At 66.4% G+C, this 17,971-nt stretch carries 23 protein-coding genes; 10 read left to right on the top strand and 13 right to left on the bottom strand.

From position 1 onward, the window contains the following. Window positions 1-13: 13 nt before the first annotated feature. Window positions 14-730 (bottom strand): cistern family PEP-CTERM protein, encoded by a 717-nt coding sequence (locus EAO27_RS14235; RefSeq protein ID WP_242770835.1) that lies wholly within the window; start codon window positions 728-730, stop codon window positions 14-16. 244 nt (window positions 731-974) lie between these two features. On the opposite strand from EAO27_RS14235, the gene EAO27_RS14230 reads away from it, so the two are divergent. After that, window positions 975-1,604, top strand: coding sequence for a GNAT family N-acetyltransferase (locus tag EAO27_RS14230; RefSeq protein ID WP_242770833.1), 630 nt, complete (start codon window positions 975-977; stop codon window positions 1,602-1,604). A gap of 233 nt (window positions 1,605-1,837) precedes the next feature. On the opposite strand, the gene EAO27_RS14225 is transcribed toward EAO27_RS14230, so the two are convergent. The 3 genes from EAO27_RS14225 to EAO27_RS14215 all read right to left on the bottom strand — a co-directional run bounded on the left by EAO27_RS14225 (window position 1,838) and on the right by EAO27_RS14215 (window position 2,991). Next, entirely contained in the window at window positions 1,838-2,113 is a 276-nt protein-coding gene (locus tag EAO27_RS14225; protein ID WP_242770831.1) for a hypothetical protein, read from the bottom strand. A 207-nt stretch (window positions 2,114-2,320) separates the two neighbouring features. Continuing rightward, a complete protein-coding gene (locus tag EAO27_RS14220; protein ID WP_242770829.1) occupies window positions 2,321-2,620 on the bottom strand; it encodes a DUF1153 domain-containing protein in 300 nt (99 codons plus the stop codon). A gap of 2 nt (window positions 2,621-2,622) precedes the next feature. Beyond that, on the bottom strand, window positions 2,623-2,991 hold the full coding sequence (locus tag EAO27_RS14215; RefSeq protein WP_242770827.1) for a hypothetical protein: 369 nt from the start codon (window positions 2,989-2,991) through the stop codon (window positions 2,623-2,625). 132 nt (window positions 2,992-3,123) lie between these two features. On the opposite strand from EAO27_RS14215, the gene mnmA reads away from it, so the two are divergent. The 5 genes from mnmA (at window position 3,124) to EAO27_RS14190 (ending at window position 6,159) form a co-directional block, all read left to right on the top strand. Beyond that, a complete protein-coding gene (gene mnmA, locus EAO27_RS14210; RefSeq protein ID WP_242770826.1) occupies window positions 3,124-4,272 on the top strand; it encodes a tRNA 2-thiouridine(34) synthase MnmA in 1,149 nt (382 codons plus the stop codon). Between the two features lie 51 nt (window positions 4,273-4,323). After that, window positions 4,324-4,743 (top strand): hypothetical protein, encoded by a 420-nt coding sequence (locus EAO27_RS14205; protein WP_242770825.1) that lies wholly within the window; start codon window positions 4,324-4,326, stop codon window positions 4,741-4,743. A gap of 77 nt (window positions 4,744-4,820) precedes the next feature. Next, window positions 4,821-4,970, top strand: coding sequence for a hypothetical protein (locus EAO27_RS14200; RefSeq protein ID WP_242770824.1), 150 nt, complete (start codon window positions 4,821-4,823; stop codon window positions 4,968-4,970). A gap of 127 nt (window positions 4,971-5,097) precedes the next feature. Beyond that, a complete protein-coding gene (locus tag EAO27_RS14195) occupies window positions 5,098-5,790 on the top strand; it encodes a DsbA family oxidoreductase (RefSeq protein ID WP_242770823.1) in 693 nt (230 codons plus the stop codon). Between the two features lie 57 nt (window positions 5,791-5,847). Next, window positions 5,848-6,159, top strand: coding sequence for a hypothetical protein (locus EAO27_RS14190; RefSeq protein WP_242770822.1), 312 nt, complete (start codon window positions 5,848-5,850; stop codon window positions 6,157-6,159). Window positions 6,160-6,543: 384 nt separating this feature from the next. Here EAO27_RS14190 and EAO27_RS14185 read toward each other — a convergent pair whose 3' ends face one another. Next, window positions 6,544-7,242: a hypothetical protein gene (locus tag EAO27_RS14185; protein WP_242770821.1), complete on the bottom strand. Its 699-nt coding sequence runs from the start codon at window positions 7,240-7,242 to the stop codon at window positions 6,544-6,546. A gap of 162 nt (window positions 7,243-7,404) precedes the next feature. On the opposite strand from EAO27_RS14185, the gene EAO27_RS14180 reads away from it, so the two are divergent. Both EAO27_RS14180 and EAO27_RS14175 read left to right on the top strand, forming a co-directional pair. Continuing rightward, window positions 7,405-7,662 carry a DUF2171 domain-containing protein gene (locus EAO27_RS14180; RefSeq protein WP_242780594.1) on the top strand — a complete coding sequence of 86 codons (258 nt, stop codon included), beginning with the start codon at window positions 7,405-7,407 and terminating at the stop codon, window positions 7,660-7,662. 126 nt (window positions 7,663-7,788) lie between these two features. Beyond that, window positions 7,789-9,363: a sulfatase-like hydrolase/transferase gene (locus EAO27_RS14175; protein ID WP_242770819.1), complete on the top strand. Its 1,575-nt coding sequence runs from the start codon at window positions 7,789-7,791 to the stop codon at window positions 9,361-9,363. A gap of 59 nt (window positions 9,364-9,422) precedes the next feature. Here the strand turns inward: EAO27_RS14175 and EAO27_RS14170 are convergent, their stop codons facing one another. The 3 genes from EAO27_RS14170 to EAO27_RS14160 all read right to left on the bottom strand — a co-directional run bounded on the left by EAO27_RS14170 (window position 9,423) and on the right by EAO27_RS14160 (window position 10,819). Next, window positions 9,423-9,875, bottom strand: a complete 453-nt coding sequence (locus EAO27_RS14170; protein ID WP_242770817.1) for a hypothetical protein — start codon at window positions 9,873-9,875, stop codon at window positions 9,423-9,425. Window positions 9,876-9,992: 117 nt separating this feature from the next. Then, window positions 9,993-10,568, bottom strand: coding sequence for a hypothetical protein (locus tag EAO27_RS14165; protein ID WP_242770815.1), 576 nt, complete (start codon window positions 10,566-10,568; stop codon window positions 9,993-9,995). Between the two features lie 104 nt (window positions 10,569-10,672). Next, a complete protein-coding gene (locus EAO27_RS14160; protein ID WP_242770813.1) occupies window positions 10,673-10,819 on the bottom strand; it encodes a hypothetical protein in 147 nt (48 codons plus the stop codon). Between the two features lie 129 nt (window positions 10,820-10,948). Between EAO27_RS14160 and EAO27_RS14155 the strand changes: the two genes are divergently transcribed. Then, window positions 10,949-11,452 (top strand): hypothetical protein, encoded by a 504-nt coding sequence (locus tag EAO27_RS14155; RefSeq protein WP_242770812.1) that lies wholly within the window; start codon window positions 10,949-10,951, stop codon window positions 11,450-11,452. Between the two features lie 387 nt (window positions 11,453-11,839). Then, window positions 11,840-12,460, top strand: coding sequence for a hypothetical protein (locus EAO27_RS20935; protein ID WP_278190099.1), 621 nt, complete (start codon window positions 11,840-11,842; stop codon window positions 12,458-12,460). Window positions 12,461-12,707: 247 nt separating this feature from the next. Here EAO27_RS20935 and EAO27_RS14145 read toward each other — a convergent pair whose 3' ends face one another. From EAO27_RS14145 to EAO27_RS14125, 5 genes are all read right to left on the bottom strand, one after another. After that, entirely contained in the window at window positions 12,708-13,022 is a 315-nt protein-coding gene (locus EAO27_RS14145; protein ID WP_242770811.1) for a GIY-YIG nuclease family protein, read from the bottom strand. A gap of 143 nt (window positions 13,023-13,165) precedes the next feature. Next, on the bottom strand, window positions 13,166-13,822 hold the full coding sequence (locus EAO27_RS14140; RefSeq protein WP_242770810.1) for a DUF4145 domain-containing protein: 657 nt from the start codon (window positions 13,820-13,822) through the stop codon (window positions 13,166-13,168). 43 nt (window positions 13,823-13,865) lie between these two features. Continuing rightward, a complete protein-coding gene (locus EAO27_RS14135; protein ID WP_242770809.1) occupies window positions 13,866-14,099 on the bottom strand; it encodes a hypothetical protein in 234 nt (77 codons plus the stop codon). A 134-nt stretch (window positions 14,100-14,233) separates the two neighbouring features. Then, window positions 14,234-15,298 (bottom strand): ribonucleotide-diphosphate reductase subunit beta, encoded by a 1,065-nt coding sequence (locus EAO27_RS14130; protein ID WP_242770808.1) that lies wholly within the window; start codon window positions 15,296-15,298, stop codon window positions 14,234-14,236. Window positions 15,299-15,417: 119 nt separating this feature from the next. Continuing rightward, the gene (locus tag EAO27_RS14125) at window positions 15,418-17,364 is read right to left on the bottom strand and encodes a ribonucleoside-diphosphate reductase subunit alpha (RefSeq protein WP_242770807.1); all 1,947 of its coding nucleotides are present in this window, start codon (window positions 17,362-17,364) and stop codon (window positions 15,418-15,420) included. Window positions 17,365-17,971: the final 607 nt, after the last annotated feature.

Genomic DNA, 17,971 nt, shown 5'->3' with positions numbered 1-17,971 from the left:
CGGACCAGCCCGATCAGGCGGTCGCGAGCTGGGGCGCGCCTGCACCGCGCCGGCGGCGCAACATCAATGCGCCGACGCCCAGCGCGAACAGGCCGAACATGCCGGGTTCGGGAACCGGCGTCCCGCCCGACGAGGTGCCGCCCGACGAGGTGCTGATCGTACCGCTGCCGACCGCTGACGTGGTCGATCCCGCGCCGCTGATCGACTGGTAGCGGGTGAAGAAGTCGCTGAGCGTCAGCGAGGTGACGGGCGAGGCGAACGACAGGGTCAGTGTGCCCGAACCCGAATCGCCGAGGCTCACACCGCCGCCGCCGCCTCCGGCGCAGCTGTTGGTGCCGCCGCCGCCCTTGAAGCACACGTCGACGGTGCCGACGTTGGGCACGTTCGAGTTGAGCGCGGTCACGCTGTAGGTGCCGGTGCTCGACGCGCCGCTGATCGTCGGGTCGGTATTGAAGCCGAAACCCGACACGCGCGAACCGGTGATCGGCGTGCCCGAATTGTTCGCGACCGCATAGCTCAGCGTATAGCTGTTCGCCGTCGTGCCGGTCAGCGTGAAGACGATCTGCGACGTCAGTCCGTCGATCGCGCCGCTGCCGGTGTAGCCGTTGTAGTCGACGGTGAAGCTCTTGTTGAGGTCGCCGCTTCCGAGCGTGATGACGTCTGCATGCGCGACGCCGGGCAGCGACGCGAGCGCGGCGGCGGCGAGGATGGGCAGTATGCGGATGTTCATCGAATCCCCCTAGATTTGGTTACTGCCAAGTAAAGGCATGGGGCATTCGGGCCAATGCCAAAGAAGACCGATCACTGTACCAATCGGGGATTCCGGCGGCGCGCCGACCGGGCGAAGGGGCGGCCTGAACGGTGATCGATCTGCGCGGGCAGATTTCCAAGGCCCTCATTCCATGCGCTTTATCGACGCGCGGCAGGGTGTTGCCAGTATTGTGATGCCTGCTATCGTCGGTGCAGGAGGCGCGATGGACGAGAGAGCCGCTTCGAGGCCGCAGCCGCGCCCCGCGCTGGGCGATATCGCCGTGCACAGCCGGCTGGCCGACGGCACCGCCGTGTGCCTGCGCACGATCACCCCTGATGACGAGCCGCTGCTGCGGGCGGGAATTGAGACGCTGTCGGCCGAGGCCCGCTACCTGCGTTTCTTTTCATGTGCGCCGATGCTGCCCGATCCCGTGATCGAGCGGCTGCTCGATGTCGACGGGCACGACCATATCGGCTGGGGTGCGATCTGTACCGAATGCGAAGGCCAACCCGCGATCGGAGCAGTGCACGCGGTGCGCGACCGGCCGGGTGGGCCGGTGGGCGAATATTCGGTGGCGGTGCTCGACGCCTTTCACGGGTTGGGGCTGGCGCGGATGATGACCGCCGCGCTGCTGCTCCAGTGTCGTGCCGAAGGCATCGAGGCGCTCGACGTGCATATGCTGAGCGAAAATGCGGCGGCGAAACGGTTGATCAAGGCGCTCGGCGCAATCTGGCGAGGCGAGAGCGCGGGGGTCGCCGACTACCGGCTCGACGTCGCGGCGAGCCTTGCGCTGCTGCGCGCCGATACCGATGCGCGCGGGGTGCAGGACGTGTTCGCGGCGCTGGACCGGTAAGCGTGCGGGGCTAGTCCCTCCCGCCATCGTGGTCGCGAACGGCGGCGGGAGGGTGGAGCGATGGGGCGTCGCCGAAGCGTTTTCGTCCCACGGACCGTGAATAGCGGGCGCTGCGCGGTGCCGCGGTGACTCCGCTCACAGGTCCGGCATATTTCCGGAAAAGCGCGCGCGCACGACAAAGGGCGCCGGAATCGCCCGGCGCCCTTCACCCTGCCCTTTAGGGGAGGCAGCCCTTATTTCTTCTGCGTGTCGCCGACGCCGGTTTCGGACGGGGCGATCTCGCCCTTGTCGTCCATCGCATTGGCCTTTTCTTCGCCCATTTCCTCGACGACGTCGGCCTTCTGCTCCATCGCCTCCTTGGCGGGCCCCTCGGGCATCGCGTCGGCCTGGTCGTCGATCGCGTCGGCCTTAGCTTCGGCTTGATCCTCGACCTTGTCGGCGGCCGGGCTCTGGCAGGCGCCCAGCGCGAGGGCCGAGGTGGCGGCGAGCGTAATGAACATCTTGCGCATATCGAGTGACTCCAAAAGTTGACTCGGGGGCTTAACGCGGGGTGAACAATTGAGTTGCAACCAAAATGTCACGCGGCAGAGAGCCGACGATCGGGGATGGCGTGCGCATCGCCCCCTCTCGCGCCTGCTCCCGTCCCTTCGCAGACTGTGCCCAAGTCAAAAAAAAAGGGCGCCCGGAGGCGCCCTTCTGCTGGTTGTCGCGCGCGATTAGAAGCGCTGCTGGCGTTCGTATAGATCGCGGTAATGCTGGATACGCGTGACGCGCAGGCCGGGCATGCCGCTGCGGTCGATCGAGCGTTGCCAGCCGGCGAATTCCTCGAGCGTCAGGCCGTAGCGTTCGCACACCTCGTCGACGGTCAGCAGGCCGCCGTTTACCGCCGCAACGACCTCCGCCTTGCGACGGACGACCCAGCGCGTGGTGTTCGCGGGGGGCAGCGTGTCGAGCGTCAGCGGTTCCCCGAGGGGGCCGATGACCTGAGCCGGACGGATTTTCTGATTCTCGATCATATTCATTCCACTTTTTCGCCGCCGGACAGGGGGTGGTCCGGCGAAGACTCGTCTAGAGGCCCGGGTTTCAACATCGACTGAAACCCTCTGGTAAACAGCTTGTTCAGACTTTCGGACAGGATGTTCCCCTCGTCCGACAGGTCGAAGAATCGCGCCGGACGCGGCCCAAACGCGCGGTCCTTTGCGATCGTTCCGCACAGCAGCGCGCGCCGCGCGGCGGCGGTTCCGGCAAGCGATTCGCGCCCGGCCAGCATCGCGGTCGGCAGCGCAGCCTGACGTGCACCCGACACCGCCAGGATGATGTCGAAGCCGGGCGTCGACAGGCTGGCAGCACCGGCAAGGCGCGGAAGATCGGAGGGCGCGAGGTTCATGCCATCGGTCTAGTCCGAACGACCTAAGGCTCGGTAAATGCCCATTTCATGCCTCGTTAGCGAAGCTTAACCGGCGTCAATATCTTGACAGGGGGCGCAGGAAAGCTGGCATTTCGGCGCATTTGTCCCTAGATGGCGCCGATCATGATCGACACGATTGCCGTCCCCGCCGGGCTCGCCCGGGCCGATTTTCAGCTCGCCGAACCGATGAAGGGCCGGCGAATCGTCGTCGCCATGTCGGGCGGAGTCGATTCGAGCGTGGTCGCGGCGCTTGCGGCGCGCTCGGGCGCCGAGGTGATCGGGGTGACGCTGCAGCTTTACGATCATGGCGCCAAGGCGAAGCGCGTCGGTGCGTGCTGCGCGGGGCAGGATATTCGCGACGCGCGGGCGGTTGCCGACCGGCTGGGCTTCGCGCACCATGTTCACGACCATGAAAGCCGCTTTCGCGACACGGTGATCGATCAGTTTGCCGACGAATATCTGGCCGGACGCACGCCGATCCCCTGCGTTCGCTGCAACATGGGGGTGAAGTTCACCGACCTGTTCCAGCTCGCGAGGGATCTGGGCGCTGATTGTCTGGCGACCGGTCATTATGTGCGGCGCGTGACGGGGCCGGCCGGGGCCGAATTGCACCGCGCGGTCGACCCGGCGCGCGACCAGAGCTATTTCCTGTTCGCGACGACGCAGGAACAGCTCGATTTCCTGCGCTTCCCCTTGGGCGGGCTCGAAAAGAGCGTCGTGCGCGAGATCGCCCGCGACCTCGGCCTCGGCGTCGCGGGCAAGCCCGACAGCCAGGACATCTGCTTCGTTCCCGACGGCGACTATGCGACGCTGGTGCGCAAGCTGCGTCCCGACGCCGACGATCAGGGCGCGATCGTCCATGTCGACGGCACGGTGCTCGGCGCGCACAAGGGGCTGATCCACTACACGGTCGGGCAGCGGCGCGGGATCGAGATCGGCGGACAGGCCGAACCGCTGTATGTCGTGCGCCTCGATGCCGCGAAGAAGGAAGTCGTCGTCGGGCCGCGGCGTGCGCTCGCGGTGGCGGGCGCGCGGCTGGGCGAGGCGAACTGGCTCGCCGATGTTTCGGGCCGCGACGTGCTCGCCAAGGTGCGCAGCATGGCGAAGCCGGTTCCGGCGCGCGTCGAAGGCGAGCGACTGGTCTTCGCGGCGCCCGAATATGGCGTCGCGCCGGGGCAGGCGGCGGTGCTGTATGACGCCGCGAACGAAAGCCGCGTGCTCGGCGGCGGCTGGATCGAGGAAACATTCGCCGCGGAATAGATTGCGCTTTCGTCCCCGATGCCGCAGCCTGCGGTGCAACAAGGGGAGAATATGATGGTCAACTGGGTCTTGCGCGGCGCCGTCCTGCTCTGGGCGCTTTTCTTTTTCATCGTCGGCGCGCGCGGGTTCCTCGACCCGGCAAGCTATACCGAGACCTTCGGTTTCACGATCAGCGGCGTTGCGATCAACACGCTGCGCGCCGACCTTTCGGCCTTTTTCCTGGTATCGGCGGGTGCGGCGGCGCTCGGGGCGCTGGTGCCGGGATGGCTGCGCGCGCTGCTGGTACCGGCGGCGCTTTATGGCACGGCGCTCGCCGGACGGCTGGTCGGGGTTGCAATGGGCGATCCGACCAACGCCGGAATCGTGCAGGGGATGATCATCGAGGCGCTGTCGCTGCTGCTGATGGTCGGGGCCTGGTGGGTCTTGTCGCGCCCGGCATCGGGTGCGGCGAGCGGCGCTCCGGCCGCCTAGGCGGCCGTTAACCATTTCTCATCGCCTTGCTGCGATAGACACTCCTTCCGTCGGTGGGGCGGAGAAGGAGGGACCAGATGGAACCCGAATATGAACAGCGGAGCGGCGCAGGCCGTCGCCGCGCGGACCGGCGCAAGGCCGTCGATCCCAATTATACCGGACCCGAGCGCCGCTCGGGCGTCGACCGCCGTTCGGCGACCGACCGGCGCGCCGCCGTCCGGAGCTAGCGCAGCAACCTGTCGCGGATCGCATTTATTTGCCGCATTTTCCGAATTGGCGCCTGTTTCCCGCCGGGCCGGAAGTGCTAGGGTCGGATCCGCGGCCGGCTTTGCGGTCGCGCCGGAAAGGCGCGTCATGACCAGTTCCCCGATTCCCCGTCTCAGCGTCGATATCGTGTCCGACGTGATGTGCCCCTGGTGCATCATCGGCTGGCTGAAGTTCCGCAAGGTCATGGAGCATTTCGAGGGCCGGATCGCCTTTCGCGTCCAGTGGCACCCTTTCGAGCTCAACCCCGATATGCCGCGCGAGGGCGAAGATGCCGCGAGCCATGTGATGCGCAAATATGGCATCAGCGCCGAACAGAGCCGCGCCAACAGCGGCCGGATGGCAGGGATCGCAGATGAACTGGGCTTTGCCTTCAATCGCGGCCCCGATTTTCGGATGCGCAACAGTTTCGATGCGCACCGCCTGCTGACCTGGGCGGGAGCGATCGAAGATCCCGAACAGACCGCGGCAACGGGCGTGCAGACCGCCTTGAAGCTGGCGCTGTTCACCGCGCATTTTACGGACGGCCGCGACGTGAGCGATCCCGCCGTGCTCGCCGATGTCGCGGCGTCGGTCGGGCTCGATCGCGCGCGCGCGGCGGCAATCCTCGCGGGCGACGAGTTCGGCGAGATGGTAAGGACCGAAGAGCGCTATTGGGCCGACCAGAATGTCACCGGGGTGCCGGCCTTCATCCTCGGCGGGCGAATGCTGGTACCGGGCGCCCAGGACCCGGAGGTTTTCATCCGGGTGATCGAACGAAAAATATTGGCCGACGCGGCCTGAGGAACGGAGGCGCCCCGCGGCGCGTTGCCTGGCTATTCCGCAAAAGGAGTCCCGGCCATGACCGCCAAGCCCATCCCGGCGAACGACGATGCCCCCGAAGCGCTGAACCGCGAGCAGCAGGACGAAGACGCACAGGCGCAGACCGTAGCCGGGGATGCACGAGCAGGGCGGCGGCTCGAGGACAGCGAAAAGCCCGCTGCGCACGGCGAAGGCGATGATGTCCAGGATCTGGTCGACCATATGCACCAGATGGAGCGGTCGGGTCGGATCGACATGGACGCCTATCGCGGCGAGCGTAGCGACGACGACGAGGAGGGCGAACTCGGCGAGGCCGGGATCGAGGACGACGAGCCCCGCGGCGCACCCTAGCGGCCGCCGGTTTCAATCGTGGCGGCTCCGGCCGGAACTGCGGGACACCGCAGCTTGTCCGGCGCGGAGCACGCGTCGCGGTACATCAATCCTTGCGCGACCGGATCAGGTCGCCCGCGGCGATCGGTCCCAGAATGACGAGGAACGACAGCATCATGAAGGCAAAGATCAGGACGGGTGTCTGAAGAAGATGATCGGACATGGCGGTGCTCCTTTGGCGGCCGTGATGTCCGTGCATTGCCCGGCGAGCGCTGCCACGCATTGACTTCGGTCAAAATGGCGCCGCGGCAGGATATCCTTGTTCGCCTGTTCGCATGCCGACCGGGCTCGTCTGGATTTCGGCAAGGGGGTGGCAGGCGGGCGCGATGACTATTGGCTGGTGTGTCAGTTCGCCTGCCCGGCGTCCGTGGCCGGTCCATTGTCGTCAATCGTCGGCAGTTCCTCGCGCAGCGGCTTGTTCGGTCCGGCGAGCTGGCGGTCGATGTCATCCGCGAGCAGTTGTGCGACAGGATCGTCCGTCAGGGCGCGCCATTCATCGCGACGCGCGACCAGCGCCGCGTGCCGGTCGGCCTCGGGCAGCGCCTCGACCTCGAGATAGAAGCGCACCGCCCGGAGCCAGGGTGCCTCGTCGGTCAGGACATCCTCGGCCCAGCGCGAAAAGGCGCCGCCTGCGCTCGTCCAGCCGCCGCCCTCGCGGTGTTTCAGGAAGAAGAGCGCGCGCGTGCCGAGCGGAAAGGCGTAGCGAACGCACGCGCCCGCGAAGCTTTGCGGATGCGCGCTTTCAAGGTCGTAGGGATTGCTGAGCAGCGTGTCGCCGCCGTTCGCGAGCATGAATGGCAGGGTCAGCGGGCGGTCGGGCACGGCCCCCTTGAGCGCCGCCACCGGCGCGAGCGTGATCGCCATGTCGTCGGGGCGCCGGGGATCGGTCGTGCCGCCGGACACCGTGGCAAGCAGGATCAGCTCGGCATCGGCCGCGAGCTGCATGTTGGTCGGCACGCGGTAACCCGGCGCGACCGAGCAGGCGAGGGCGGGAAGCGGCGCGGCGAGAAGGAGGAGGGCGGCGAAAGGACGGAAAAGGTGCATCGCGGCAGGCTAGCGCGCCGCCACGGGCTTGGGAAGCGGCGCGACTTTGGGGCGGATCGTCGATGCTGTGGATCGAAAGCCGCGCCGTCGCGTATGATCGCTGTCGCTGCCGTGGAGTCGTCACGGCGCGCGGCGGGGAAACCGATGTCGAGGAGACGGATGATGGCCGAGCATGACCATAGCGCGATCAAGGAAGATATGAATGTCGTCGGCGCCGACGGCGTCCATATCGGCACCGTCGACCGGCTCGACGGCGAGCGCATCAAGCTGACCAAGGCCGACAGCCCGCAGGCGGGCGACGGTGCGGGCGCCAGGCATCATTATCTCCCCGCGGGGCTCGTCGCCGCCGTCGAGGGCGATACGGTGCGGCTGTCGGCGACCGCCGCCAATGCGGCTGGCCTGTTCGAGGAAGCCGAATAACGGCGGGCGGGCCGCGCGGCGTCGCCCGCGCTGCAGCGGGGCTGGCGTGCGGCCGCTTCATTTCGTGATTTCTCAACATGTTTCGCTTAACCTCTTCGCCCAATGGCACGCGAAGGGGCGAGGAGAATGGCGGGGCGGCGCCGCGGGGCGGGGGCGATGTGGATCGCCGCCGGGCTGCTGCTGTTCGCGTTCGGCTATGCGGTCGCCAACCGGTTCCAGCTGACGCATGATGTTGCGTACCGGCTCGCGGCGGGCGATCCGCAGAATGCGGCGCGCGCCTTTGCCACGCTCGCGGCGCAGGGCGCGGGGCTGCTGGCGGCGCTGGTCTGGCTGCCGCGGCGCTGGATGCTGGTGCTGCTGGGGCTCGCGGGCGCGTCGATCCTCGTCAATATCGGATATAGCGGACTTGTCGGCGAACTGCTCGGCGCCGGATCGCTCGCCTGGCTGATCGCGGAGGCGCGGCAGGCCGGCAATGCCGCGGGCGAATTCGCGGGTCCGTTGCTGTTCGCGCTCGCGCAGAGCGTCGCCGCGGTGGCGCTGTTCGCGGCGGCGCGGCACGCGCTGCGGCGATCGGCGCTGGTGCCCGCGGGGCGCGGCTGGAGGATCGCGGCGGTGGCGGCGCTGGTGCTGCCGGCGCTGCTGATCCGGCCGCTCGAACGCTGGCCCGAGGGCGCCGAACGCAATCTCTACGGGCTGGCGTGGGAACTGGCGACCGCGGCGCCGCCACCGCCGCGCGATGCGGTGACGGCGGTTCCCGACACCGCGGGGGCGCCGCGGCATATCGTCTGGCTGGTCGACGAGAGCGTTGCGGCGGCGCCGTTCGGGCGGCTCGTGGCGCCGATGCTGGCGAAGGTGCCGCACAGCGATTTCGGAACCGCGGCGGCGCTGGGCAATTGCAGCGCGCCGGCGCAGGTCGCGCTGCGCTCGGGCGTCGATGTGCTGAACGTCGGAAGGCGCACCGACTTGCGGCGAACGCCGTCGATCTGGGGCTATGCGCGGCGCGCCGGATATCGCACCCGGCTGATCGACGGGCAGGCGGTGGGCGCGCCGCAGAACCTGCTGCTCGCGCCCGAAGCGGCGCTGATCGACGAACTGCACCCGATGGCGGGCGGGATCGACACCGATTTGCGCATCGCCGGATATCTGAACCGGAAGATGAAAGAGCCGGGCAAGAGCTTTACTCTGGCGGTGCTGCGCGGTGTCCATTTCCAGTATCGCGACCATTATCCCGCGGGCACCATTCCCGACGACAGTCCGGTGCCGCGGCAATATGACACCGCGCTGAGCTGGTCGAAGCGCGGCTTTTTCGAGGCACTGCTCGCCGGGGTCGACCGCGACGCGGTCGCGATCGTCTATACGTCGGACCACGGCCAGAATCTGGCGCCGGGGGCACTGCCGCATTGCAGCCACGCGCCGGTCGCCGACGAGTTTCGCGTGCCGCTGCTCGCCTTCCTGCCGCCCGCGCAGGCGGCGCGCTATGCCGCGGCGCCGCGCGCGGGGCATTCAGCGAGCCAGATCTTTCCCGCGACACTGGGCTGGATGGGCTATGACCGCGCGGCGGCCACGGCGCGCTACGACCGCGACCTCGACGCACCGACCGCGCGCTATGTGTGGTTCGGGCGCAGCGTGATCCCGATGGGCGGCAGCCGCGAGATCAATGTGGTCGCCGGCCCCGGCTTCCCCGGCACGCCCGCGCGATAGGCACGCAGGACCGGGCCGGGCCGGGCCGGGGAGGCGGGGCGGCCGCCGTCGGCGCGCGCTCAGTCGATCGCCACGCCGCCGGCGGCGCGCGCCTTGAAATCGGCGCGCGGCAATTTGGTGACGAGGCCTTTCACCCGGCCGCTGGCATCGTGATAGATGGCGGATAGCGGCACATTGTACAGCTTGCCGCCGCGCACCACGATCGCGATGTCGCCGTCGAGGCTCTGGACCGTGCCGACGGAATGGCCGCTCGAATCGCGAAGCTCGGCGCCGGTGCGGACATGGTCGCGGGTGGCGGGGCTGAGGTCGGTGGCGTCGATCGCGCGGTCGGCGGCGCCGTCGAGCCGGTCGACCGTGGTGCCGAGGCGGCCGGTGACGCCGCCAACGGTGCCCGCCGGATCGACCCCGACGCGCGCGCCGGCCTGGGCGCCGACATCGACCCCGAATTGGGCGAAGGCGGGCATCGCGGCGACGATGGCGCCCGTAGCGGTGAGGGTGAGGATGGTCCGCATGGCTGTTCTCCCGAGGATGGTCGGGAGAGAAACCGGGCGGCGACGCGCGCGTTGCCCGGTGCGCGGCGGGACGGCGCAGCGGCGCGACGAATGCCTGTTCCGGCCGAAGGGTGCTGATCAGGCGGCTGTTTTCGGCCCCTCGCCGCACGCAGGGCAGAGAATGAACAAAACGAAATAGAAGAAGAGAGACACGCTGATCAGAGCGAGGCCGGCACGGGGAAAGCCACAACCGCCGATGACGGCTCCGGCGGCGGCGATGCCCGAAAGACCAACAAGGAGTCTGTTTGCCCTGAGCGATCCGTTGCGCTGCGCCCATGACCGCCCGCGCGAGGACAGAAAGATGCGGGAGATTGGGGGGTGCAGGAAGGCAATCGCGAGCCAGCACCAGTGGCGTTCGAGCGACGGATCGGCGAAGACGGCATTTGCAAGGGAGCCTGGGGGGCGTTCGAACAAACCCAATGCCCCAAAAGCCATTGTCATGACGCAGATCTCGAAAAGTTCGCATAGCATCTCCGGCCAGCCGAACGCGTCGCCATCGCCCGTTTTATTCCGCTGAGCTGCGGTCGCGCCCTCGCCATATTGCGCGATAAAATAGAGCAGAGCTGCAATTATGATCCCGAACGTGACGCAGTCGCCGACAGGGAGAGACAGGGCCGAAACGAGAAACGTCCCGAGGAAAGCGGGGTAGATCAAGCCATAGATATATGTTGACGCGCGCACGGCCAAAGAATGCCATGGGCCGGCGAATCCACAAGTTCCAATCGCCCCGTTCCGGTTCAATCAACCGGATGGGCGTGTCAGTGCGGTTTCGGGCGCGCGACGAGTTTGGTGAGGGTGGCGAGGCGGCGGCGGGCCGCGCTCCAGTCGCGTTCGGGGTGCGCCTGAATCTGGTGGAGAAGGACGCGGATTTCCTTGCGGCGGTCGCCTTCGGTCACGGCGTGCATGGCGAGTCTCCTTTCGCGCGTGAGCATAGCATGAAAATCGCGCCGTCGAGGGCTTTCGCCGCGCGTGCGGGGCGGGGCGCCGTCACGCGGTGCTGGCGCCGCGCCGCCGCGCTGCTATCGTGCGCGGCGATGAAACATTGGGAACGCAAGATGGTGGTGATCGGCCGGCTGCGCGCAAAGCCGCTGCTGGCGGGGCAATTGCTGTGCGGCCTCGCCGCGGCGGGGCTGGCGGTGCGGCAGGCCAGCGGCGCGTGGGACGACGGCGCGGCCGAGGTGCTGCGCGCCGTCGTCGCGGGCAATCCGGCGGTGACGGTGCTGATCGCGGCGGCGCTGGCGGGGGTCGTCCATTTCCGGCGGCTGTGGCGGCGGCGGGCCAGCCATATCCGCCACGACGGGTCGCTGCTCTATCGCGGCAGCGAAAGCTGGCCGCTGGCGCTGATCCGCGACGTGGTGGTGGCCAGGAACGGGATCGGCATCGCGTCGCTGCGGCTGGTCGTCGACGACGACAGCGAGGTCACGCGCGCGCTGGCGCCGCTCTACATGCTCGAAGATTCGCCCGAAGCGGTGCGCGGCGGGGTGATGTTCGCGGTCGCGGGGGTGCGCGGGTTTCCGGCGGGGTCGGCGATGAATTGAGGGAGGGGGGGCGTGGGCTCCCCCGCTTCGTCATCCCGGACCCGGTATTGGGCGGCGAGGACAGGCAAGCGGCGGCGATCCCGGCGCCTGGCCCGCTTCGCGCGGGCGGCGCGGCGCGATGCGGGACGACCATGCTTGACAGGTCCGGGGCGGAGTCTATGTCCCCGCCCGGGGTTGGAGGGTCTAAATATCTGTAGCATATAGTTTTTAAGAGGACGGGCTGGCCCGGCCGGACGCCGGCGCGCCTTCGCGGCTGCCGCGTGATCGCGGCGCGTCCCCTCCATTTTCCTGTTGCCTTGCGGCAGTCCCCGGACAGCCGCTGTTTCCACCACCCGGCGCCCCGTGCTGCCGGCTGCGCCCCGGCGCGATCCCATGGAGTTTGATATCGTGAAGAAGTTGATCCTGCTGGCAACCGCAACCTTCATCGCCACCCCGGCGACGGCTGCCCCGCTGTGGCAGAATGTCGAAGCGGGGATGACCGTCAAGGAGGTGATGAGGCTGTACCCCAAGGCCAACCGCAAGTCGAAATATGTCGAGATCAAGAAATATGAGCCGATCCGGGGGTGTAAGAGCGAGGTTCGGGTGATGCTCGACGCGGGGGTCGTCGACAGCGTCGTGGTGACGGGCGAGGACAAGAAATGCGCCGACAGGCTGTATAGCGCGCTGATCGGCAAATATGGTCGGCCGGCGCACAGGATCGATGGCGAGGCGGGCGGATCGGGCGGCGGCGGCGGGCTGCTCGGGCGGATCACCGGCGGAGTCGTCAACCAGGCGCTGGGTGCGGCGGGTGTGCCGCAGGGCGCGGGCGGTCTGCTCGGCGGCGACGGCGGCCTGGGCGAGCTGGGCGGCGCGACCGCGATGAACGCGGTCGGCGGAATGCTGGGCGGCGGCGGCGGCCGGGGCGACGGCGCGCTGATGTGGTCGATCGACGGCACCATCCTGCGTTTCGAACGCGACGGCGGCGACTGGGAAATGAGCTATCTGCCGACCGCGAATATCGGGCTGTAGGCGAGGGCGACCGGCCGGGGGCGAGGCGTTCGGGCGGGGGGCCGGCGCTTCGCCTGGGGGGCGGGGCGCGCGCCAGGATCGCGGTAATCGGGTTTCGCGCGAAGACGCGAAGCGCGACCCCTCTTGCGTCGCCCGCGAACGAGGCGCGTGCCTCGTTCGCTTTGATCCGGGGGCCATGTGGTACGCGCTGGAGTGGATGCCGGATCAAGTCCGGCATGACGAATGCGGGAGGGGCAGAGGGTCGGCGTCACGTGCCGAGCGGCGGCAGGCCAAGTTCCTCGGCCAAGTCGCGCCAATCCGGGTTCGCTGCCTCGATCAAATCGATCTTCCACTTGCGCTGCCAGTTCTTGATCTGCTTTTCGCGCGTGATCGCGGCGTGCATCGTGCCGGCGAGTTCGAACCACACCAGCGTCTTGACGCTATAACGTTTGGTGAAGCCGTCGAAGCTGCCGTCGCGGTGCTGGCAGATGCGCTGGATCAGGTGCGAGGTGACGCCCGCGTAGAGCGTTCCGTGTCGCGCGCTGGCCATGATATAGGCGCAGGGCTGGAAGTCGGCGTGCATGGGGTGGAGGCTAGGGCGGCGATGGACCCCGGATCAAGTCCGGGGTGACGAAGGTTGGGTTGGAATAGAGAATACTCTTCGGATCGTCATGCCGGACTTGATCCGGCATCCATGCGGTTTGCCAAACTATTGCGCGTACTTCTTTAGGTTGATTGGCCTTGGCCTAAGTTACGCCTTTCGCGACTTCTTTCGACCATTTTTGGCAAGGAATAGATATACCTGAGATAGGCATCAACAAATGAGCTAAGAGCTTCTGCTTGATCCTTGGTAAATGGGTCATCCTCATGCGCGGCTTCGTTGCCGTCAAGCCGTATCTCGTGTGCCCAAGCTTTAATGTCGGGTGTCAGTTTTCCCGATTTTTCTAATTCGTCTATACGGGAGGCAAGCATCTTCTTTGAAAGAGATGGGTCTAGCAACTTTGTAGATATGTCTATCACTTTTCTGAAGGTCATCCCCGCCGCATCCCATGCGCCCTGTCGAAGGCATTTGACTGCTTGAGACAAAAGCCCCGACAACTGGGCGGGTATGTCTTCCGGGACGTCGTTGTGGGCGGTCTGAGGCCAAGATTTTATCGGTCGCAAGCCATTGAATTCCAAATTACCACTGGCCTTGTTGAAGTCGTAGTCGGATGTGTGGTTGCTTAAACCAAAAAGAAAAATGACTCCGCCATGGCATCCATTGCATGTCGTCAATATAAATTTTTGGCTTGAAGTGTTTGGAATTTTCCAATCATAACGACTGGTAAAGCCAATCTTATCAGTTTTGCAATAAGGGCAATTGTGAGAAAACTCTAATGGCATTGAGTTTACCTCGCTAAGTGCATAATTTGGACGCGATTTTCACTCAAACCGAAAACCCGCCCGAGTTCCGCCGGTTCGATCCTGCCGCGAGGACCTTCTTGCCCGTCAGGGTCAGCGCCCATTTGGCGCCCTGCTTGACGACGAGGCCAAGCGTGACGAGCTCGTCGCGGACGGGGTCGGTGGGGAGTTGGGGGCGGCGGTTCGAGAGGCCTTCGAGGGTCGCGCGCTGGGGCTGGCTGAGGACCAGCAGTTTGAGCTTGGGTTTCTTGTCGGTCATTTGGGTGGTCTTATCCTGTTGTCGGGCGTGGGCCTGTCGCGCTGACGTTGGAGGCCCACCCCGCTGCGACTAGGTGGCATAGCCACCAAGTCTCGCTGCCCCTCCCCTGAAGGGGAGGGGTTTTGGAGGGCGGGTTACTCCGCGGCGATGCCGGCCTTGGCGAACATGTCCTCGCCGTCGCCATCGGCGTCGGGCGCCGCGGCGCCGTCGTCGTTGGCTTTCGCCTTCTTGCGGTTGTCGAAGCTCGACCAGACGGTGTTCCAGTCGCCGCGCGTCGCGCCCTTGCTATACTCGGTCGCGCGCGTTTCGAAGAAGTTGGCGTGCTCGACGCCGTTGAGGAGCGGGGCGAGCCAGGGGAGCGGGTGTTCCTCGATCATGTAGATCGGCTGGAAACCGAGCTGGCCGAGGCGCCAGTCGGCGATGTAGCGGATGTAGCGCTTGATCTCTTTGGGCGTCATGCCGGGGACCGGGCCCTGTTCGAAGGCGAGGTCGATGAACGCATCCTCGAGCCGCACCGTCTTCTGGCAGGTGTCGATGATGTCTTCCTTCACCGCCTTGGTCAGGCAGCCGCGTTCCTTCACGAAGGTGTGGAACAGCTTGATGATGCCTTCGCAGTGGAGGCTTTCGTCGCGGATCGACCAGCTGACGATCTGGCCCATGCCCTTCATCTTGTTGAAGCGCGGGAAGTTCATCAGCATCGCGAAGCTGGCAAAGAGCTGGAGCCCCTCGGTAAAGCCGCCGAACATCGCGAGCGTGCGCGCGATATCCTCGTCGCTGTCGACGCCGAAGGTGCCCATATAGTCGTGCTTGGCGCGCATCTCGTCATATTCGAGGAACATGCCATATTCGCTCTCGGGCATGCCGATCGTGTCGAGCAGGTGGCTGTACGCCGCGATGTGCACCGTTTCCATGTTGCTGAACGCGGTCAGCATCATCTTGATCTCGGTCGGCTTGAACACGCGGCCGTATTTTTCGTGGTAGCAATCCTGCACCTCGATGTCGGCCTGGGTGAAGAAGCGGAAGATCTGGGTGAGCAGGTTGCGCTCGTGGTCGCTGATCTTCTGCGCCCAGTCGCGGCAATCCTCGCCCAGCGGCACTTCCTCGGGAACCCAGTGGATCTGCTGCTGGCGCTTCCAGAAATCGAACGCCCACGGATATTCGAAGGGCTTGTAGGTCTTGCGGGCTTCGAGAAGGGACATCGGCTTATCCTCGGGTCTTGTCTCGGGTGGTGTGCCCCGGCGAAAGCCGGGGTCCAGTCGGATGTTGCGTTACTGCGCGCTGGGCCCCGGCTTTCGCCGGGGGGCACGCGGCGGGAGCGTCACTGACAGGCCAGACACTCGTCGTAATCGGTGCTCTCGGCGCTGAGTTCGAACTTCGCGGCTTCGGGCGTGTTGTCGGCCTCGACCCCGCCCGCGAAGCCGGCGCGCTGCACCGATTTCGAGCGGAGATAATAGAGCGATTTGATGCCGAGTTCCCACGCGCGGTAGTGGAGCATGAGCAGGTCCCATTTCTCGACGTCGGCGGGGATGAACAGGTTCAGCGACGCCGCCTGATCGATATACGGCGTGCGGTCGGCGGCGAGTTCGAGCAGCCAGCGCTGGTCGATCTCGAAGCTCGTCTTGTAGCAGTCCTTCTCGTCCTGCGTCAGGAAGTCGAGGTGCTGGACGCTGCCGCCGCGTTCGAGGATCGAGTTCCACACCGCGTCGCTGTTCTTCGCCTTGTCGACGAGCAGCGCTTCGAGGTGCGGGTTGCGGATCGAGAAGCTGCCCGAGAGCGTCTTGTGCGTGTAGATGTTCGCGGGGATCGGCTCGATGCACGCGCTGGTGCCGCCGCAGATGATGCTGATCGACGCGGTCGGCGCGATCGCCATCTTGCAGCTGAAGCGCTCCATCACGCCCTGATCGGCGGCGTCGGGGCACGGGCCGCGCTCGTTGGCGAGCAGCATCGAGGCCGCGTCGACCTGCGCGCGGATATGCTTGAAGACGCGGAGGTTCGACGATTTCGCCATCGCGCCCTCGAAGGGCAGGCCGCGCGCCTGCAGGAAGCTGTGGAAGCCCATCACGCCGAGGCCGACCGAGCGTTCGCGGCTCGCGCTGTACTTGGCGCGCGCCATTTCGGGCGGGGCGCGGTCGATATAGTCCTGGAGGACGTTGTCGAGCATGCGCATCACATCCTCGATGAAACGCTTGTCGCCGTTCCACTCGTCCCAGGTTTCAAGGTTGAGCGACGAAAGGCAGCAGACCGCGGTGCGATCGTTGCCGAGATGGTCGCGGCCGGTCGGCAGCGTGATTTCCGAGCAGAGGTTCGAGGTGGTGACCTTGAGTCCGAGGTCGCGATGATGCTTGGGCATCATGCGGTTCACCTGGTCGATGAAGATGATGTACGGCTCGCCGGTCGCGAGGCGCGTCTCGACGAGCTTCTGGAACAGCCCGCGCGCGTCGACGGTGCCGCGGACGCTCTGGTCCTTCGGCGAGCGGAGGTCGAATTCCTTGCCGTCGCGGACGGCTTCCATGAACTCGTCGGTGATGAGGACGCCGTGGTGGAGGTTGAGCGCCTTGCGGTTGAAGTCGCCCGAGGGTTTGCGGACCTCGAGGAATTCCTCGATCTCGGGGTGCGAGATGTCGAGATAGCAGGCGGCCGAACCGCGGCGGAGGCTGCCCTGCGAAATCGCGAGGGTGAGGCTGTCCATCACCCGGACGAAGGGAATGATACCGCTGGTCTTGCCGTTCAAACCGACGGGTTCGCCGATGCCGCGCACCGCGCCCCAATAGGTACCGATACCGCCGCCGCGCGAGGCGAGCCAGACATTCTCGTTCCACGTGCCGACGATGCCCTCGAGGCTGTCGTCGACCGAGTTCAGGTAGCAGGAGATCGGGAGGCCGCGGCCGGTGCCGCCGTTCGAGAGAACGGGGGTGGCGGGCATGAACCACAGCTTCGAGATATAGTCGTAGAGGCGCTGCGCGTGATCCTGATCGTCGGCATAGGCGTCGGCGACGCGCGCGAAGAGATCCTGATAGGATTCGCCGGGGAGCAGATAACGGTCTTCGAGCGTTTCCTTGCCGAAATCGGTGAGCAGCGCGTCGCGGCTCTTGTCGGTGACGATCGCGAAGCGGCGCGCGTGCACCTTGGGCTCGCCCGAATCGTTGAGCTTCACCGCGGGACCCGAATCGGGCGTCGATTCGGTGCTCGCCGGAGCCTCGTTCTTCGTCAATTCCACCGTCGCCACGTCGCCTGTCTCCACCCGTTCCGTCTCGCGAAAATCCATCTCGATCGCCCTCGTTCCGAACGCGCGCGCGGCGCGTTTTGTTCCTGTCTTGTTCGACTCAGGGCGAAGCCCCGATCCTAGCATCTAAACCCGTCGCCGGGGCAGTTATTTTTGGGCGCAAGCAGGGTTTTCCCGTGCCCATATGCGATGGGCGACGGAAATCCGCCACTTCCAGCCAAATACAAATTATTGGGGTGCCCCCTGCGGTCGACCCACCACCTATAGTGCCACGTCGGCGCGGCGATGCAAGAGAGTAAATGACAGATTGAGGACTCGACTCGTCGCTCTTCCGATTCGTTTCGTCGTTCGCGAGGCACGCTTCGCGGACCCGATCGACGGCTTTCCGCGGGCTTCGCCGATACGGTCGGCGCCGAACGGCGCGAAGCAAAATAAATCGCTTGCCACCCGATGCGGAAACGGGGGTGCGGGGGCGCATCGGGCGGCCGGGCATCGCGGCGCCGGTGCGGCCGCCATCGAGGGGAGGGAGGAGGCGTCCGGGGGGCGGGGCCTTGCGGCCGCTCCGCCCCCCGTCTGCTTCGGGGGCAAGTGGGGATTTCCCGGGTGGGGACAGGAGGCATCGGGGACCAGACCGATGCCTCCTGCCGCT

This window comes from Sphingopyxis sp. YF1, from assembly GCF_022701295.1.
Lineage (GTDB): Bacteria > Pseudomonadota > Alphaproteobacteria > Sphingomonadales > Sphingomonadaceae > Sphingopyxis.
This window is presented reverse-complemented; position numbering and strand designations above follow the sequence as displayed.